Source organism: Bradyrhizobium sp. BRP56 (assembly GCF_020194035.1).
GTDB classification, from domain to species: Bacteria; Pseudomonadota; Alphaproteobacteria; order Rhizobiales; family Xanthobacteraceae; genus Bradyrhizobium; species Bradyrhizobium australafricanum.
In genome coordinates this window covers 308,847-325,373 of the sequence record NZ_JADYVV010000001.1, presented here as the reverse complement: position 1 = coordinate 325,373, position 16,527 = coordinate 308,847, and the positions used below count along the sequence as shown (strand labels likewise).

General features: G+C 64.0%; 15 protein-coding genes. 11 read left to right on the top strand and 4 right to left on the bottom strand.

The features are described 5' to 3' along the window. Positions 1–718 precede the first annotated feature (718 nt). The 4 genes from I6F38_RS01440 to dctP form a co-directional block, all read right to left on the bottom strand. Entirely contained in the window at positions 719–2,248 is a 1,530-nt protein-coding gene (locus tag I6F38_RS01440) for a class I adenylate-forming enzyme family protein (protein WP_225158783.1), read from the bottom strand. Positions 2,249–2,280: 32 nt separating this feature from the next. Then, positions 2,281–3,564 (bottom strand): TRAP transporter large permease, encoded by a 1,284-nt coding sequence (locus tag I6F38_RS01435; protein ID WP_225158782.1) that lies wholly within the window; start codon positions 3,562–3,564, stop codon positions 2,281–2,283. A 107-nt stretch (positions 3,565–3,671) separates the two neighbouring features. Further along, positions 3,672–4,172, bottom strand: a complete 501-nt coding sequence (locus I6F38_RS01430) for a TRAP transporter small permease (RefSeq protein ID WP_225158781.1) — start codon at positions 4,170–4,172, stop codon at positions 3,672–3,674. 11 nt (positions 4,173–4,183) lie between these two features. After that, complete coding sequence (dctP, locus tag I6F38_RS01425) at positions 4,184–5,206, bottom strand: TRAP transporter substrate-binding protein DctP (RefSeq protein ID WP_225158780.1); 1,023 nt, start codon at positions 5,204–5,206, stop codon at positions 4,184–4,186. A gap of 377 nt (positions 5,207–5,583) precedes the next feature. On the opposite strand from dctP, the gene I6F38_RS01420 reads away from it, so the two are divergent. The 11 genes from I6F38_RS01420 (at position 5,584) to I6F38_RS01370 (ending at position 16,527) form a co-directional block, all read left to right on the top strand. Continuing rightward, on the top strand, positions 5,584–6,771 hold the full coding sequence (locus I6F38_RS01420; RefSeq protein WP_225158779.1) for an ABC transporter substrate-binding protein: 1,188 nt from the start codon (positions 5,584–5,586) through the stop codon (positions 6,769–6,771). Positions 6,772–6,781: 10 nt separating this feature from the next. Then, complete coding sequence (locus I6F38_RS01415; protein WP_225158778.1) at positions 6,782–7,648, top strand: branched-chain amino acid ABC transporter permease; 867 nt, start codon at positions 6,782–6,784, stop codon at positions 7,646–7,648. Positions 7,649–7,652: 4 nt separating this feature from the next. Beyond that, entirely contained in the window at positions 7,653–8,690 is a 1,038-nt protein-coding gene (locus I6F38_RS01410; protein ID WP_225158777.1) for a branched-chain amino acid ABC transporter permease, read from the top strand. Then, entirely contained in the window at positions 8,687–9,445 is a 759-nt protein-coding gene (locus tag I6F38_RS01405) for an ABC transporter ATP-binding protein (protein WP_225158776.1), read from the top strand. Before I6F38_RS01410 ends, I6F38_RS01405 begins: the two co-directional genes overlap by 4 nt. Continuing rightward, entirely contained in the window at positions 9,445–10,137 is a 693-nt protein-coding gene (locus I6F38_RS01400; RefSeq protein WP_225158775.1) for an ABC transporter ATP-binding protein, read from the top strand. Before I6F38_RS01405 ends, I6F38_RS01400 begins: the two co-directional genes overlap by 1 nt. Next, entirely contained in the window at positions 10,137–11,531 is a 1,395-nt protein-coding gene (locus I6F38_RS01395) for an MmgE/PrpD family protein (RefSeq protein WP_225158774.1), read from the top strand. The genes I6F38_RS01400 and I6F38_RS01395 overlap by 1 nt, the downstream gene beginning before the upstream one ends. Next, positions 11,528–12,337, top strand: a complete 810-nt coding sequence (locus I6F38_RS01390) for an SDR family oxidoreductase (RefSeq protein ID WP_225158773.1) — start codon at positions 11,528–11,530, stop codon at positions 12,335–12,337. The genes I6F38_RS01395 and I6F38_RS01390 overlap by 4 nt, the downstream gene beginning before the upstream one ends. A gap of 79 nt (positions 12,338–12,416) precedes the next feature. Further along, a complete protein-coding gene (locus tag I6F38_RS01385) occupies positions 12,417–13,580 on the top strand; it encodes a CoA transferase (protein ID WP_225158772.1) in 1,164 nt (387 codons plus the stop codon). Next, positions 13,570–14,364: an enoyl-CoA hydratase-related protein gene (locus I6F38_RS01380; RefSeq protein ID WP_225158771.1), complete on the top strand. Its 795-nt coding sequence runs from the start codon at positions 13,570–13,572 to the stop codon at positions 14,362–14,364. The genes I6F38_RS01385 and I6F38_RS01380 overlap by 11 nt, the downstream gene beginning before the upstream one ends. Continuing rightward, complete coding sequence (locus tag I6F38_RS01375; protein WP_225158770.1) at positions 14,330–15,313, top strand: hydroxymethylglutaryl-CoA lyase; 984 nt, start codon at positions 14,330–14,332, stop codon at positions 15,311–15,313. The genes I6F38_RS01380 and I6F38_RS01375 overlap by 35 nt, the downstream gene beginning before the upstream one ends. Positions 15,314–15,324: 11 nt before the next feature. After that, positions 15,325–16,527, top strand: coding sequence for an acyl-CoA dehydrogenase family protein (locus I6F38_RS01370; protein ID WP_225158769.1), 1,203 nt, complete (start codon positions 15,325–15,327; stop codon positions 16,525–16,527).

Sequence of the window (16,527 nt, the reverse complement as noted above, 5' to 3'; positions counted from 1 at the left end):
CAGCCCCAGGTTCATCGCCTATCAGACACGTGCGGAATTGCTGTAACTTGGCTGCAACAGGCGGCGCCAAACGCGGGCTGCTCACGGCAAGGGCGAGAGACGCTTGGCGTTAGGCGAGTTTGGAACTTTCGTGACGCGCATTATGCATTGCAGATCACGTCCCGGCGCAACGCGTCGGTGGATAGATGACTATCTTCGCATGGAACTGGGGCGAGCTCGAAGACGACCGAGAGCGAAGCGCGGGCCTGCAGCGCTTGTCGAGCCAAAAGGAAGAGTCACTATCGGGCTTCTGTCCCGTAGCGGAACGAAGTGGGAGGCCCCGACGCATACCAGCCCCGCGCCGCGGTCCGTTTGCGTGCGCGCAACACCCCGCCCGATATCTCTGACAGATTGATCCAGCGATAATGCAGGGCTGCGTCCCGATGATGGGAGTCCTGAACCAGGCTGTGTCAATCACCGGAGAGGATGTCGCCGCAGACTCGTCCGATGAGCCACGAAATAAGGCCAAGGGCGGCGATCACGACTCCAACTATTGGGGCAAACGCCACGTAATGGCGACAGGTCGTCGATTGGGGCGCCACGTAAGCCTTCTCGTTCGCTGGACGGTGCCGTTCTCGTGAAAACGGCGTGCTGTGCGTTCGGCCGGAGTAAAGTGCCCGTAATGCGGCCACATTCTCTGCGCTTGCAACGCGAACTCGGCTTCGTCGCTCGCGCTGAACTAGGAGCGCTTTTCGAGCCGCGGCCGCGGCCCTTCGGTGATGCGGAACCGGGACAGCACGTCGGTGCGAATGGCGCCGCGGAGGACCTTGCCGATTCCGTTGCGCGGCAATTCGTCGATGGCAATCAGCAGGCGCGGACGCTTGTAGTCGGTCATGTTCGGCATCACGCGATTGATGCGCTCCTCCCAGCCTGGTGCGGGATTTTCCACCGCTGCCAGAATGACCTCGCCCCAATAGTCCGAGGGAATGCCGACCACCGCGACTTCCGATGGCTGCAGCGCCGGCGCAAGCAATCGTTCGACCTCTTCCGGCGCTACTTTGTAGCCGCCGGATTTGATGACGTCGGCGCTACGGCCGGTGAGGTGCAGCCGGCCGCGTGCATCGACGTAGCCGAGATCGCCGGTTTCGTGGAATTCATTCGGTGCGAGCGCGCTAAAACCCTCGGTGGTGAGATACCCGGTCATCAGGTGTTGTGCACGGATCAGAACCTCGCCGTCGCCGCCCGCCGCGGCGGGCCGGCCGTCCTCGCCGCGGATAACGATCTCAACACCGGGAGCGGGCCAGCCGACGCAGGCGTCCTCGCCTCCGGATGCATACCAGGACTCGGTCTCCTCGGCTTCGAGCACCGTGATCGGATTGAACACCTCGCTCTTGCCATAGGTGACCCGCACCACGGGGCCGAACATCTCCTTGACGCGCGCATAGAGCGTGGGCTTCAGCACCGCCGTGCCGCAGAAGATCGTGCGCAGCGACGAGAACTGGCGCGTGCCCGCGGCAGCCACGATCTTTGCCAGCACGGTCGGCGGCGCAAACATCGCATCGCATGCGGCGCGTGCGAGGATATCAAGTACGCGCGGCGGGTCGACGCCGTCGAGCAGTGTCACGGCCGCACCCGACGACAGATAGGCATGCGTCATTAACGAGGAGCCGTGCGAGAATGGCGTCATCAGCAGGACATTGCTGCCGGCATCCGGGCGGAACGGCAGGTTCGCCCGCAGCAATATGTTGGCCGTCCAGCGGCCGATCTGGCTGTGAACCGCGCCTTTCGGGCGTCCGGTGGTACCAGAGGTAAAGACGATACGCGCCGGCGCGTCGCCGTCGACCTGCGGAAAGGCGGCCGGATCCAACGCGGTCCGTTCGACGCTTTCGACCTCGATGATGTTCGGACCGCCGGCAGCCTTTTCGGTCGCGAGGGCCGCGCCGGTGATCAACAGGCGAGCGTTGGCGACCGCGAGGCAGTAAGCGCGCTCGTCGCTGCTCAGCGCAGGGTTGATCGGGACTTCGACGGCGCCCGCCAGCATGACGCCGAAAGTGGCCGCAACGGCGTCGGCGCTGTTGCGGAACAATGTAGCCACGGCATCTGCCGGGCCGATCCCGGCGTTGATCAGGGCATCCGCAACGCCGGCAGCTTTGGCGAACAACTCCGCATAGGACGTTGTGCCGGCGGCGTCGACGACAGCCGGCCTGTTGCCGTAGCGGAGCGCGAGCGCGGAGAATTCGCCGGCCCAATGGATCGATTTCGATGACATGCTCGAACTCTCCGTCGAGACGATCCGCGTTGCTAGCCCGCGCCGTAGACCAGATTGGGCAGCCAGAGCGAAAGCTGTGGGACATAGGTGATGATCGCAAGGCACAGCAGCAGCAGGCCGAGGAACGGCAGAACGCCGCGCACCACTTCGGTGACCGGCGCCGTGGAAATCGTGGCCAGCACGTAGAGGTTCAGTCCGACCGGGGGATGAACCAGCGCGATCTCCATGTTGTGGGTGAAGACGATCGCGAAATGGACGGGATCGATTCCGAGCGGCTTCAGCGCAGGCGCAAGGATCGGCATTACCACCAGCAGCGTGGCGGCGACCTCGAGAAAGCATCCGAGCACGAGCAGCAGCACGTTGATCGCGAGCAGGAATTGCCAGGGATGAAGCTGGTTGTCGAGCGTGAACTTCACCAGCGAGGCCGGGATGCCCGAGTCCGTCATCCAGTGGCCGAATGCCAAAGCGGTCGCCACGATGATCATGATCGTCGCGGCACTCTTGATTGCCTCGGCGATCACCTCGAGTGTCTGGCTGACCTTGAAGCCGCGATAGAAGAACAGGCTGACGAGAAGAGCCACCGTGGCCGAGACCGCGGCTGCTTCGGTGACCGTCATCAGGCCGCCGTAGATTCCGACCATCACGATGAAGGGTACGCAAAGCGCGGGCAGGGCATTGAGACTCATCCGCACCAGTTCGGCGCGCGGCACGGACGGTTCGCGCGGCAGCTCGTATTTGTGCGAGTAGTAGAACACCCAGCCGAAGAACATCGCTGCCTGCAGCAGCCCGGGCATGATGCCGGCCAGGAACAGGCGCGGTACCGATTGCTCCGCGATCAGGCCGTAAAGAATCAGCGACAGGCTGGGAGGAATCACGATGCCGATGGTGCCGGAAGCGCCGACCACGCCAAGCGCAAAATGACGCGGATAGCCGCGCTCGATCATCGCCGGCACCAGAATGGTGCCCATGGCGAGCGCGGTCGCAACTGAGGAGCCGCAGATCGCGGCAAACAAAGTACATGACACCACTGTCACGAGACCGAGTGCGCCCCGCAATCGTCCGAACCAGGCGATCGCGACATCGACCAGCGCTTTGGCGACGCCGCCGCGCCGCATGAATGCGGCGGCCATCACGAACAGGGGCAAGGCCATCAGTGTGCTGGAATTCATTTCATCGGCGATCTTCTGCGCGATCGCCACCAGAGGCTGGTTGCTGAAGCCGAACAGGACCGCCGCGCAGAGACCCAACACCAGAAAGATCGGCATTCCCGCGCAGAGCAGCCCGAAGAACATCAGCAGGAAAAGCATCGTCCACATCGTGTCGGTCTCGTTGTTGCTGGACCTGAAGCGTCCCGATGAGGGACCACGACGGTCAGTTTGCCGATGGCAGATCGGTCATCAAGACGGCTGACGTCGTCGATCGCTCAGTGATCGTGAACGGCGATGACCATGGTGGCGGGATCGAAGCGGAATACGAGCAAATAAAGCTTGATGACGTAGCGCAACAGCATCAGCACGGCGCCGGTCAGGATGGCCGAGTAGTAGATCCACATCGGGAATTCGAGGCCCGTGATGCTGCGCTCGTCGAGGCTGCGGGCGACATCCGCAACCTGGAAGCCGCAATAGGCCAGGCCGCCACAAAACAAGATCGCGACACAGCAGTTGAATGCCTCGACCCATCTTTGCCCTTGCGGCGGCAACAGTCGCAGCACGACGTCGGGCCTGACATGCCCATCGGTCCGGACCAACTGGCTCGACGCCAGAAACACCGCCCAGACCGTCAGATAGACCACTACCTCCTCGCCATTGATGAAGGCGAAATTCTTGTTCACGTAGCGACCGATGACCTGAGCGGTCCCGACCGTCAGCGCGGCGGCACCAAGAACTCCTATCAACAGGAGTTCAAGCCTGTTCCAGATCTTCATCAGGGTGGCAATCAATGGCCGACGGTCGTTACATCCGCCTGCACCTGCTGCAGCAAGGCGGGCGAAATCCGCAACTCCTTCGCGATGCTGTCCTGCAAAGGCAGCATCTTGGCGCGGACCTCAGCGAGCGCGCTCTCGGACGGCGAAACGAACACGATGCCGTTCTTCTCCAGCGTGTGGCGTGCCTCGGTCTGAGCCTCTTCCATGCTCTTGCGGTAGACCTGGATGTTCTCCTGCCAGAGATCGATGACCAGCTTCTGGAGATCCGGCGGCAGCTTCTTGTAGAAGCTCTCGCTGATCATCGGCACGTAGAACCCGACGAATTCGCGATCCGCAAAGCCATACTTCACGCCGGATTCCCAGAGCTTTGCGCTGGCAAGGCTTTCATCGGTCGAGCTCAGCCCGTCGAACGTGCCTTGTGAGAGCGCCAGCGGAACGTCCGGCCAAGCTGTGACGTTCGGTGTTGCATTGAAGAACTTGGCTCGCGCCGATTGTCCCGCTCCGCCGGAGTTGCGGATCTTCATGCCGGCCTGATCGGCGAAGTCGCGGATCGCCTTGTTGGTGCTGTAGGTGTTTTGATATCCGAGCTGCAGCCAGGGGCCGAGCAATTTGACATCGAGCTTGCTCTCGAATTGCTTGTTGATGATCTCGCCGATCTTGCCGTCGGCAGCAGCATAGACGACCGGATAGGGCTGCCCGAAAAATGCCGGCAGCTGGAAGACGTCTGCATCGGGGACGAAGCCGGTCAGCACCCAGGTGCCGGGGATGGCCATCTCGACGGCGCCCTGACGCAGCGCCTTCACCACGTCGCGGTCGCGAAACAACTGGCCGCTGTGGAACAGCTCGGTCGTGATCCGGCCGCCGGATTTTTCCTGCAGCTTCTTCAGGTAGTCGGCGGCAGACAATGTCCGTCCGTGTGTCGCCGAGGTGTCCACCGAAGCCCGCAGCTTGAACTGGGGTTCGGCTGCTAGCGCTCCCTGGCTGCACTGAATCGCAAGCACGGCAAGCACGGCCGTCACGGCGCCCCGCATCATCGAGTTTCTCCCCTTGGCCGTCGTCTTCTGTCCGCGACGGGTCACGGAAGCTAACGGGCAGGCCAGGTTGATTCAAGTGGAACGTTTCATTGCGTGGGTGTATCAGTAGCGGTGCGTCGTTTGGAGTTCTGACGGATCGTTCGATCGACAGAGTAAATTACTGTTATTATTCATATTTATTGCATGTCCGGAACGGTGGCTCATCTCAAGCATAGCTGATCTGCCCTATTTTTCATGAAACGTTTCATTGACAAGGCGGCCTCCGCGCGCCTAGCGTCCCGGCGCCGAGCGATACGCGCGGCCCCGGAGCGGAACGCTTCGGGTTTCCACGCAACAAGTGGACGGCGCATGAGCCGCAACAAATTACGGGGGGAGTGATGAGCACTACGCGGAGAAATCTGCTGTTGTCCGGCATCGCCATCGGCGCTGCGCTGGCCAGTTCGAATGTTTCGGTGATGGCGGCGGGACAGGAATTGACGCTCGGCGTCGTTGGCGTTCTGTCGGGTCCCGCTGCGCAATGGGGCCTCGCGCTGCGCGGCGCGGTCGAGCTCGTCGCTGCCGAGGCCAACCGGGACGGCCTGATCAAGGTCGACGGGACGCCATGCAAGGTCAACGTCGTTGCCATCGACAGCAAGTACACGGCCGAAGGCGCCGCCGCTGCAGCCAACACGCTGGCAGGGCAGGGCGTTAAATTCATCATCGGCCCGATCGGCTCGCCCGAGCTCACCGGCGTGAAGCCGATCGCCAAGCGCAATTCGATGCTGGTGATGGGCAACGGCTACGCCAAGGATGCGCTATCGCCGCAGTTGCCGCTGGTCTTTCACATGGGGCCGGGTCCTTCGGGCTGGGCCGAGCCGATCATCAAGATCGCCAAGCAGAAGTTCGGCATGAAGAGCGTGGTGCTGGTCGCGCCGAACGACCAGGGTGGCACGGATATCGCGAGCGTCGACGCCGACGCATACAAGAGAACCGGCATCACCGCTTCCGAAGAATATTATCAGCGTGGCACCACCAATTTCGCGCCGATCGTGACCCGGATCATGAACGCGAAGCCCGACGCCGTCGATCTCGCTTCATCGCCCCCTGGCGACGCCGGCATCATCGTGAAGCAATTGCGTCAGGCTGGCTTTGAGGGACCGATCGGACGTCTCGGCGGTCCGGGATACACCGAAATCTCCCGCGTCGCCGGTGGCGACGAGGTGCTGAAGGACTTCTATTGGTACGAGCCGGTTCTCATCGACGAGAAAGTGCAATTGATCGCCGACGAGTACAAGAAGCTGCTCGGTGCCGAGCGGCCGGAAAACAATCTGTTCTTTCAGTGGGTCTCCGCCGCCCGCATGGTAACCAAAGCCATCGCCAAGGCCGGTACCATCTCGGACACGGCCAAGGTTGCCGAGGCCCTGCGATCGTTGCCGGTTGAGGATCCCAATATCGGTCCCGGTCATTGGATCGGGCAGGATTTCTTCGGCATCAACCAGGAACTGTCGTTCCCGTTCGGTGTCGGACTCGTGGAAAAAGGCAAGCTGCAACCGACCATCAGGGTCGAAGCGGCCGGCGGCAAGTAGCGGGTACTCCGTGCAAGGTTTTGTCGCCACCTGCCTCATCGGCATCAGCCTGGGTGCGCAGTACGCGCTGCTCGCCCTCGGCTTCACCCTGATCTTCGGCATTCTGGGAGTCGTCAACTTCGCGCATGGCGGCTTCTACGTTCTCGGAGGATATCTCGCCTATTCCGCGGTGACCTATCTTGGCATGCCCTACGCGCTGGCGGTGATCTGCGCGGCGCTGGGCACCACGCTGCTCGGATTCCTGTTCGAACGCTTCGTGCTGGATCGCGTGATCGACGATCATCTGGCGACGCTGATGCTGACGCTCGGCCTCTATTTGATGATGTCGAGCGGCATATTGGTGGTGTTCGGACCGCAATCTCCGGAGTTCGCCTTTCCATTGACCGGTGTCATTCACGGCCATGGCTTCTTTGTGCCGATCGAGAATCTCGTGGTGCTGGGCGTCTGCATCGTCGGGATCCTGTCGATCTACGGCCTGATCTATTACACCGATTTCGGCCGCGCGCTGCGAGCGCTGGCCGATGACCGCGCGGTGGCGACAGCGCAGGGACTGCGTCCCGCGATTCTGTTCCCGGCTGCCTTCGCCCTGGCGACGGGGCTCGCCGGCCTCACCGGCGCGCTGGTCACACCGATCCTGTCGCTCGCGCCGCATATCGGCGATCCCGTGCTGGCGACGTCCTTCCTGATCGTCATTCTCGGCGGTCTCGGTAGCGTCGGTGGTGCGACAGTCGCGGCTTTCATCGTCGGCATGGCGGAGGCGTTCTCTGCGGTCTATCTCGGTGGCTCGAAGGGCGCACTCGCGCTGTTCGTGCTCGTCCTGGTCATGCTGGTCGTCAAGCCATCGGGTCTGTTCGGTCACCGGGTTCGGGGAGCTTGAGCACATGACAGCCCGCACCCTTTCCAAGCGCGGCGACCTGGCCGAGGTAGCAAGCGTCGTGGTTATCGCGGTCGCCTTCGTAGTCCCCTGGCTCAGCCAGAACCCGATGGTCTATTCGCTGGCCAACCAGATGCTGATCGCGATTACGGCCGCGTTCAGTGTCTACATCATGCTGCGCATGAATCTGATGACCTTCGCGGTGCCGACCTTCATGGCAATCGGCGGCTACACCGTCGCGATCCTGGGGCTTCGTCACGGCGTGACCGATGTGCTGCTGCTGGGGCTTGCGAGCTTCGTGGTGCCGGCGCTATTTGCGCTGCCGCTCGGTGCGCTGGTGCTACGTCTGACGGGCGTCTATTTCGTGCTGGTCACGTTCGTCCTCACCGAGATCACGCAACTGTTGCTGTTTGAAACGCCGGGATGGACCGGCGGATCCAATGGACTGGTCGGCATGCCGGCCGTGACGCTGTTCGGGCTGGAGCTCGCCGACAACCGCGCGGTGCTGCAGGTCACGATCGGGCTGGCGCTCGCCGGCGCTATCGTCACCGCTGCGGTGACCCGCACGCTGCGCCAGCATTTCGCGGCGATCGAGGAGAACGAACTGCTCGCCCAGAGTCTTGGTCTCGTCGTCTGGCACTACAAGGCGTTCGGCTTCGCCATCGCGGCGGGTGTCTCCGGGCTCGCCGGCTTCGCCCTCGTCAACATGCTGCTGACTGCCCATCCGAGCTCGTTCAGCGCGCTGTCATCGGTCAACTACATTGCCTATGCGATCATCGGTGGGAAGAGCAGCATGCTTGGCCCGGTTGTCGGTGGCGCTCTGCTGATCTGGGCGGGAGACGTCTTCGCATTGCGCGGGGAGTATTCCCAGTTCCTGTTCGGCTTCCTGATCGTGGTGGTGGTGCTGGTCGCGCGCGAGGGCGTCGTCGGGACGATCCATCGCCTCGGCGTCCGCGTGCTTTCGCCATCGTCGCCGTCGCGGTCCTCCACCGTCGCCTCGTCGCCGACGCTGAGCGTGCCCAATGCGATGGAGCCCCTGCAATGACGACTGAACGCACCGGACGGACCGACGGCGGCGCGCTGCTCGAGGTCGCAGCCATCTCCAAGCGTTTCGGCGGGCTGCATGTCTTCGACAATGTCAGCTTCGCCATCCCGCCAGGCGACGTCCTTGGCGTCATCGGGCCGAATGGCGCCGGCAAGACCACGCTCATCAACGTCATTTGCGGCATGCTGCCGCCGACCATCGGCCGGGTGCGGCTCGACGGCAAGGATATGACCGGCAAGCCGCTGCATGCCGTCAGTCGCATGGGAATTATCCGCAGCTTCCAACAGACCAACACCTTCCGTACGGCATCGGTCCGCGAGAACATTTCGCGGGCCCTTCGCTTCAGCGGCAGTGGGCCCGGATGGGACAGCGTCGCGCCGCTGATCGACGAGTTCGAGCTCGAACCGCAGCTCGACGAGCAGAGCGACAAGCTGCCCTACGGGCTCCAGAAAATGCTGGGCCTCATTCTGGCTTGCGCCGCCCGGCCGAAAGTTCTCCTGCTCGACGAGCCGGCAGCCGGTCTCGAGCGGCGGGAGCGCCTGCGGGTCGATGCTTTCGTGCGCCACGTGAGGACGGAGCTCGGTTGCGGCGTCCTGATCGTCGAGCATGACATGGATCTCGTGCGCCGCCTCTGTCCGAGAATACTGGTGCTCGATTCCGGCCGTGTCCTGGCCGAAGGCGCTCCGGCCGACGTCCTGGCACGCAAGGATGTCATCGACGCCTATCTCGGGACGGTGGACGAGGAGGCGGCCTGATGCTGGCGGTGAAAGACCTCGAAGTCCGCTATGGTGGCATCACGGCAATCAGCGGCGTCTCGATCGACGTCGCCGAGGGCGAGACGGTCCTGCTGATCGGCGCCAATGGCGCCGGCAAGTCGAGCCTGATCAACGCCATCATCGGTCTGGTCCAGGCCTCGCACGGCAGCGTGCGCTTCGCAGGCCGTGATCTCAGTGCCGTATCCTGCGATCGGCGCGCGCGGGCCGGAATTGGGTATTCGCCCGAAGGGCGCCGCGTGTTCCCGACCATGTCGGTCGCTGACAATGTCCTGAGCGGCGCCTGCTGGCACGGCGGAGCGAGCCAGCGCCAAGCCTGGGCCTGGCTCTGTGGCATCTTTCCGATCCTGAAGGAGCGCGCCAGCCAGCCGGCCGGACAATTGTCGGGGGGACAACAGCAGATCGTCGCCCTGGCGCGCGCCATGAGTTCATTTCCCAAGCTGCTGCTGCTGGATGAACCCTTTCTCGGGCTCGCGCCGGTGTGGATCGCGCAGATCAGCGAGGCGATCCGCCATATGCAACAGCGCGGCACGACCATTCTCATGACCGAGCAGATGGCGCGTCCGGCGCTCAAGCTTGCCACACGCGGCTACGTGATGCGCGGCGGCGAGGTCAAGCGGAGCGGCACCGTTGCCGAAATTCGCGACGTTGCGCTTGCCGAGGAGTATTTGTGATGTCCGCTACCTTGAACGCCACTGCGCTGCTCGGGACCTTCGCCGCAACGACGTCGGCGAGCGAACTGTCGCCGGATGTCGCCACGAAGGCAGCCATTTGCCTGCTCGACTCGCTGGGGCTGGCGCTCGCGGCGCGGCACGAGCCGACGGCCGCGGCCGCGCGCGCGATGGCCGCGGAGGTGCTGCCTGGACCGCGCACCGCGCGCATCTGGGCGAGCGGCAAACATGCCGCGCTGTCCGAGGCGGTTCTCGCCAACGGCATTGCCGTTCACGCCCATTTTCAGGACGACACCGACCACGATTCATGGACGCACCCGGGATCCCTGATTGCGCCGGTCGCGGTGTCGCTTGGCGAAACGCTGGATGCGCCGCTGCGCACCGTATTGACCGCTCTCACGGTCGGCTATTCCGCGCTCAAATGGCTTGGTGCGGGTGAAGTCGTTGCCCGCGGCCTGATCGGCCGGGGCGTGCGGACCAGCCCGACCTTCGGCACGATCGGCGCCGCTGCGGCGGCCGCCGCCGCACTTGCACTCGATCCACCGAGGTCCACCAGCGCGGTTGCGATCGCGGCCTGCACGACCGGCGGCACGCTGGAGCCGGTGCGCTGCGGCTCCGACGAATGGCGCGTACAGAACGGGCGCGCCGCCCAAGGTGGGCTGGTGGCCGCGGAGCTTGCGGCGCGCGGCATCCAGGGGGCGCCCGATGCGCTGGAAGGACCGAAGGGGTTGTTGCGCTCGCTTGCCGGCCTCGATCGCGCGCCAGAACAATGGCAGCGGGGCCCCGATGTCGCGACGATGATCGGCATCATGGCAAAGCCGTTCGCAACCCTGGGCGATAACATGTCGGCGGTGCTGGCGGCGCATGTGCTCTACCGCGACGGCATCGATCTGTCGCAGGTGAAGCGGATCACCGTGACGATCTGGGAGCCCTATACGCAATATCCGGGAACGTCCTTCAAGGGACCGTTCACGCGGACGGTACAGACCCAGGCCAGCACCGCCTTTGCGGTCGCCGCCATGCTGCGCTACGGCCGCCTCGACTACGAGATGGGCGTCGAGCACCGCCAGGACCGGGAGATCATGGCACTCGTCGAAAAGACGATCGTCGAGCCGGATGCGATCGGTACCCATCTCGACGCGACCGTCGAGCTGGAGATGGAAAATGGTGGGCGTCTTCGCCGGACCGCGCGCGAGGCGCCCAAGGTTCTGGTGTTCCAGGACGAAGCCCGCGCCACCGAGGTTTTCGATAGCCGACTGGCCGGCACCGGAATTCCGGCCGACGAAGGCGCCAGCCTTGCGGCCGAGGTTTTCGCCTCGGCACGTAGCGGCGGATCGATGCCTGTGCGCAGGCTGCTCGACCGCCTGACCCGATCTCAAAGGGATGCGATCCAATGAAACTTGGACTTGAAGGCAAGACTGCGATCGTCACCGGCGGCAGCAAGGGCATTGGTCTCGAGACCGTACGCTTGCTGGCGGAGGAGGGTGTCAAGGTTCTGGTCTGCGCGCGCCGCGAGGACGCGCTGGCCGAATGTCGTTCTGACGTCGAGCGGAGCACCGGCGTCAAGGTCGAAACGCTGTCGCTTGATGTGACCGATCTGAAGCAGATCGAGCGGCTGCCGGCGGTCGCCCGCGACCGTCTCGGCCGCGTCGACATCCTGGTCAACAATGCCGGCACCGGTACCTACAAGCCGTTCCTCGAAGTCACCGACGAGGAATTGCAATACGGCATGGCGATCAATTTCTTCGCTCAGTTCCGTATCTGTCAGCGCATCATCCCGATTATGATCGAGCAGAACGGCGGCAGCATCGTCAACGTGTCGGGCGAGACCGGGATCATGGTGACGATGCCGCCGTTCCTGTCGTCATGCACCGGTCCGGCCAAGTCGGCCGAAATCCGCTTCTCCAAGATTCTCGCCAACGAATTCGGGCCGCACAACATTCGCGTCAACTGCGTCGTTCCCGGTTTCGTCAATACTCCGGAACGTTTTGCAAAATGGGAGCGCGAACTCGCCAAGCGCAATCTGGGCGAAGAGGAGGCGGAAGCCGAACGCAAGCGCTGGTCGGAAAACAATTCGATGCGCAACACGCGCTGGGGCACGCCGGAGGAACTCGCCAATTTGATCGTCTTCGCGCTGTCCGACCGCGCGAGCTTCGTCAACGGCGCGGTGCTGGTTGCCGACAATGCGCAGGATAAGTCGTGAAAGCGACGCCGCTCGACATGATGAATCGATTGATGACAACAGGAACGGCGGCGGCCCTTGCGGCAGCCGGGAGGATTTGATGGACGTTGACAAGCCGCTCGCTGGTATCACCGTGGTTGAACTCGGACACAGCGTGGCCGCCCCCTATGCCGGACTGATTCTGGCCGATCTCGGCGCCCGTGTGATCAAGGTCGAAAATCCCAAGAGCGGCGATTATGCGCGTGGCTGGGGGCCGCCGTTCTGGAACGGAACGGCAAGTGTGTTCCATAGTCTCAATCGCGGCAAGGAAGGCATCACCGTCGATTTCGGCGCGGCGGAGGATTGCGAGAGGCTGAAGTCGCTGATCCTGAACGAGGCCGATGCCGTCATCCAGAATCTGCGACCCGGCATTCTGGACAGGTTTGGTCTCACCGCGGATGCACTCAGCGCCGCGAAGCCATCGCTGATCTGGTGCGACATCGGCGCGTTCGGCGCCAAGGGGCCGCTCGCCAGCAAGCCCGGCTACGATCCGCTCGCCCAGGCCAGCACCGGCATCATGAGCGTCACCGGCGAGGGCGGCCGGCCGCCGGTGCGTGTCGGCGTCTCGCTGGTCGACATGGGGTCCGGCATGTGGGCAGTGATCGGCATGCTCGCCGCGTTGGTGGCGCGCAACAAGGGCGGTCAGGGCCGCAGCGTTGCGACCTCGCTTTACGAGACCGGGCTCGCGTGGATGACGGTTCCGCTGGCCGGCTATGCGGCGTCAGGTGAGGTGCGCAAGCCCTATGGATCGGGCACCGCGGAAATCGCGCCCTATCAGGCATTTGAGGCGTCCGACGGATGGCTGATGATTGCCGCCGGCAACGACAATCTGTTCCGCAAGCTGTGCGTGGCGTTGAGTCTCGAGGCGCTTGCGCATGATCCTGACTTCGCGACCAACGCGGCAAGGGTCGTCAACCGCGAACGACTGATCCCGCAAATCGCGGCCGCGGTGCGTAAGTATACGGTCGATGCGCTTGGCGGCATTCTCGACGGAGCCGGGGTTCCCAATGCACCGCTGCTGACCACCGATCAGGTTGCGGAGCATCCGCAAACCCGCGCCCTCGACATGATGGTGCGATGTGCTGGCGACGATATCGATCTTGTCGGCGTTCCGCTTGCCTTCGACGGTATGCGACCGCGCGCACGCACCGCTGCGCCGGCGCTCGGCCAGCACAATGCCATTCTTCGAAAGCCTGCGAGCAAGGGAGCCATCAATGCGAACTGACTTCCAGACCATCAAGGTCGAACGGCGTGATGGCGATATCCTGCTGGTGACGTTGCACCGGCCGGATGCGTCCAATGCGATGAACACCCAGATGGGCCTCGATCTGGTGGAACTGTTCGAGGGCTTCTCGACCGACATCGAGGGGTTGCGCGCGGTGATCCTGACCGGACACGGCGACAAGGCGTTCTGCGCCGGGGGCGATCTGAAGCAGCGCAACGGCATGACGGACGAGGCTTGGCAGGCGCAGCATCTGGTTTTCGAGCGCATGCTGCGCGCTCTGCTGGGCTGTCCGATTCCCCTGATCGGCGCGATCAATGGTGCGGCCTATGGCGGCGGCTGCGAGATCGCCGCGGCGCTCGACTTCGTCTACGCCTCGACCAATGCACGCTTCGCGCTGACCGAAGTGACGCTCGGCATCATGCCGGGTGGCGGCGGCACGCAGAATCTGCCGCGCGCCGTCGGCGAGCGCCGCGCCAAGGAATTGATCCTGTCCGGGCAGCCGTTCTCGGCTGCCGAGGCCGAGCAGTGGGGGCTGGTCAATCGGGTGCTGCCGCCAGGGGAGCTGCTGGAGGCGACCTTCGCCATCGCCCATCGCATCGCTGCCAATGGCCCGATCTCGGTGCGCCAGGCCAAGCAGGCGATCCATCGCGGTTTGCAGATGTCGCTCGCCGATGGCCTCGCCTTCGAGATCGAGGCCTACAACCGTCTGGTCCCGACCGCGGACCGGCGCGAAGGGGTGCTGGCGTTCAATGAGCGCCGCAAACCCAACTTTCAAGGCAAGTAGGAGGAGGCGCGAAATGCGTGAGAAAGCTCATGTTCGCGAGGTCGGACCCCGCGACGGCATTCAGATGGTCAAAACCATCCTCCCGAGCGCGCGCAAGCTGGCCTGGTGTCGTGGCGCGGTGGAGGCCGGAATCCGCGAGATCGAGGTGACCTCGTTCGTGCCGGCCAAGGTGATCCCGCAATTTGCCGATGCGGAGGAGGTGGCCCGCGGCGCGTTGGCGATGCCTGGCTTGCGGCCGTCGGTTCTGGTTCCGAATCTGAAGGGGGCCGAGCGTGCCTTCGCGCTCGGTGTGCCAATCGTCAACTACGTGCTGTCGGCGAGCGAGGAGCACAACCAGGCCAATGTTCGCCGCAGCACAGAGGAGTCGCTGCAGGACTTCGCGCGCATCGCCGCGGCGCGCGATCAGCGCCCCGGAGCACGAATCGGACTTGGCGCGGGCATCGCGACCGCATTCGGCTGCACCATCTCGGGGGCGGTATCGGAGGCACGAGTGGTTGAGATCGCGGTGCGGCTCGCCGGGATGGGCGCCGACGAGATCATCGTCGCCGATACGGTCGGCTATGGCGATCCGGGTCAGGTTCGCCGCCTGATGGGCGCGGTGATCGCAGCGGTGCGTCCACTACCGGTCGCCTGCCACTTCCACGACACGCGCGGTCTCGGTCTCGCCAATGTGACGGCGGCACTGGATGCGGGTGTACGCGCGTTCGATGCATCCCTCGCCGGACTCGGCGGCTGCCCGTTCGCACCCGGCGCCACCGGCAACATCGACACCGAGGACACCGTCTTCCTGCTCGAGCAACTCGGTTTCGATACCGGCGCCGATGTCGAGCGGCTGGTTGCCTTGCGACGCGAGGTCGAGAGCTGGCTGCCCGACGAACGGTTCTCCGGCGCGATCGCCCGCGCCGGCCTGCCCAAAACGTTCCGCGTGTCGGCCAGCGCCGCCGCCTGAAAGGATATGACATGAACTATCACGACGCCGCCCAAACCGCCGACATGGAGGTCACCGTCGCGTTGGGCGAAGATTTCTCCGACTTGCGCAACACGGTGCGGCAGATCTGCAAGGGCTTTCCGGGCGAATACTGGCGCAAGCTCGACGATCAAAGCGCCTATCCGACCGAATTCGTCGCGGCTTTGACGGAAGCGGGATTCCTCGGCGCGCTGATTCCGGAGGAATATGGCGGTTCGGGCCTGCCGCTGCGGGCGGCCGCGGTGATCCTCGAAGAGATCAATGCGAACGGCTGCAGCGCCAGTCCCGCGCATGCCCAGATGTACATCATGGGTACGTTGCTCCGTCACGGCAATGAAACCCAGAAGCGGACCTACCTGCCGGAAATCGCGGCGGGACGGCTGCGGCTGCAGGCCTTTGGCGTAACCGAGCCCAATACCGGCTCCGATACCACCCAGCTCAAGACTCGCGCCGAGCGTCAGGGGGATGTCTATGTCGTCAACGGCCAGAAGGTCTGGACGTCGCGCGCGCTGCACTCCGACCTGATGCTGCTGCTGGCGCGCACCAGTCCGGTCGATCAGGTGAAGCGGCGCACCGACGGACTTTCGGTGTTCCTCGTCGACTTGCGTGAGGCCAAGGGCAACGGCGTCGAAATCCGCCCGATCAAGGCGATGGTCAATCACAATACGACAGAGGTGTTCATCGAGAACCTGAAAGTGCCGGCCGCCAATCTCATCGGGGAGGAAGGCAAGGGCTTTCGCTACATCCTCGACGGCATGAACGCCGAACGGATCCTGGTCGCCTCTGAATGCGTCGGCGACGGGCGCTGGCTGCTCGGCAAGGGCGTCGCCTATGCCAATGAGCGGCGCGTCTTCGGACGATCGATCGGCCAGAATCAGGGCATCCAGTTTCCACTGGCGCGTGCCTACGCCGAACTCGAAGCCGCCGACATGATGTGCCGCCGCGCCGCCGCGCTGTTCCAGGCCGGGCAGCCCTGCGGAGCAGACGCCAACATCGCCAAGCTGCTGGCGTCGGAGGCCACCTGGAAAGCGGCCGATACGACATTCCAGACCCATGGCGGCTTCGCCTTTGCGCAGGAATACGACGTCGAGCGCAAATGGCGTGAGGTCCGTCTTTACCAGACAGCCCCGATCTCGACCAACATGGTGCTGGCCTATGTGGCGCAGCACGTGCTCGGTCTTCCGCGTTCCTACTGA

Bases quoted from the DNA above. Each gene is read 5' to 3' on its own strand.
- I6F38_RS01440 (WP_225158783.1), bottom strand. From the start codon at position 2,248: ATGTCATCGAAATCGATCCATTGGGCCGGCGAATTCTCCGCGCTCGCG.
- I6F38_RS01435 (WP_225158782.1), bottom strand. From the start codon at position 3,564: ATGTGGACGATGCTTTTCCTGCTGATGTTCTTCGGGCTGCTCTGCGCG.
- I6F38_RS01430 (WP_225158781.1), bottom strand. From the start codon at position 4,172: ATGAAGATCTGGAACAGGCTTGAACTCCTGTTGATAGGAGTTCTTGGT.
- dctP (WP_225158780.1), bottom strand. From the start codon at position 5,206: ATGATGCGGGGCGCCGTGACGGCCGTGCTTGCCGTGCTTGCGATTCAG.
- I6F38_RS01420 (WP_225158779.1), top strand. From the start codon at position 5,584: ATGAGCACTACGCGGAGAAATCTGCTGTTGTCCGGCATCGCCATCGGC.
- I6F38_RS01410 (WP_225158777.1), top strand. From the start codon at position 7,653: ATGACAGCCCGCACCCTTTCCAAGCGCGGCGACCTGGCCGAGGTAGCA.
- I6F38_RS01405 (WP_225158776.1), top strand. From the start codon at position 8,687: ATGACGACTGAACGCACCGGACGGACCGACGGCGGCGCGCTGCTCGAG.
- I6F38_RS01400 (WP_225158775.1), top strand. From the start codon at position 9,445: ATGCTGGCGGTGAAAGACCTCGAAGTCCGCTATGGTGGCATCACGGCA.
- I6F38_RS01395 (WP_225158774.1), top strand. From the start codon at position 10,137: ATGTCCGCTACCTTGAACGCCACTGCGCTGCTCGGGACCTTCGCCGCA.
- I6F38_RS01390 (WP_225158773.1), top strand. From the start codon at position 11,528: ATGAAACTTGGACTTGAAGGCAAGACTGCGATCGTCACCGGCGGCAGC.
- I6F38_RS01385 (WP_225158772.1), top strand. From the start codon at position 12,417: ATGGACGTTGACAAGCCGCTCGCTGGTATCACCGTGGTTGAACTCGGA.
- I6F38_RS01380 (WP_225158771.1), top strand. From the start codon at position 13,570: ATGCGAACTGACTTCCAGACCATCAAGGTCGAACGGCGTGATGGCGAT.
- I6F38_RS01375 (WP_225158770.1), top strand. From the start codon at position 14,330: ATGAGCGCCGCAAACCCAACTTTCAAGGCAAGTAGGAGGAGGCGCGAA.
- I6F38_RS01370 (WP_225158769.1), top strand. From the start codon at position 15,325: ATGAACTATCACGACGCCGCCCAAACCGCCGACATGGAGGTCACCGTC.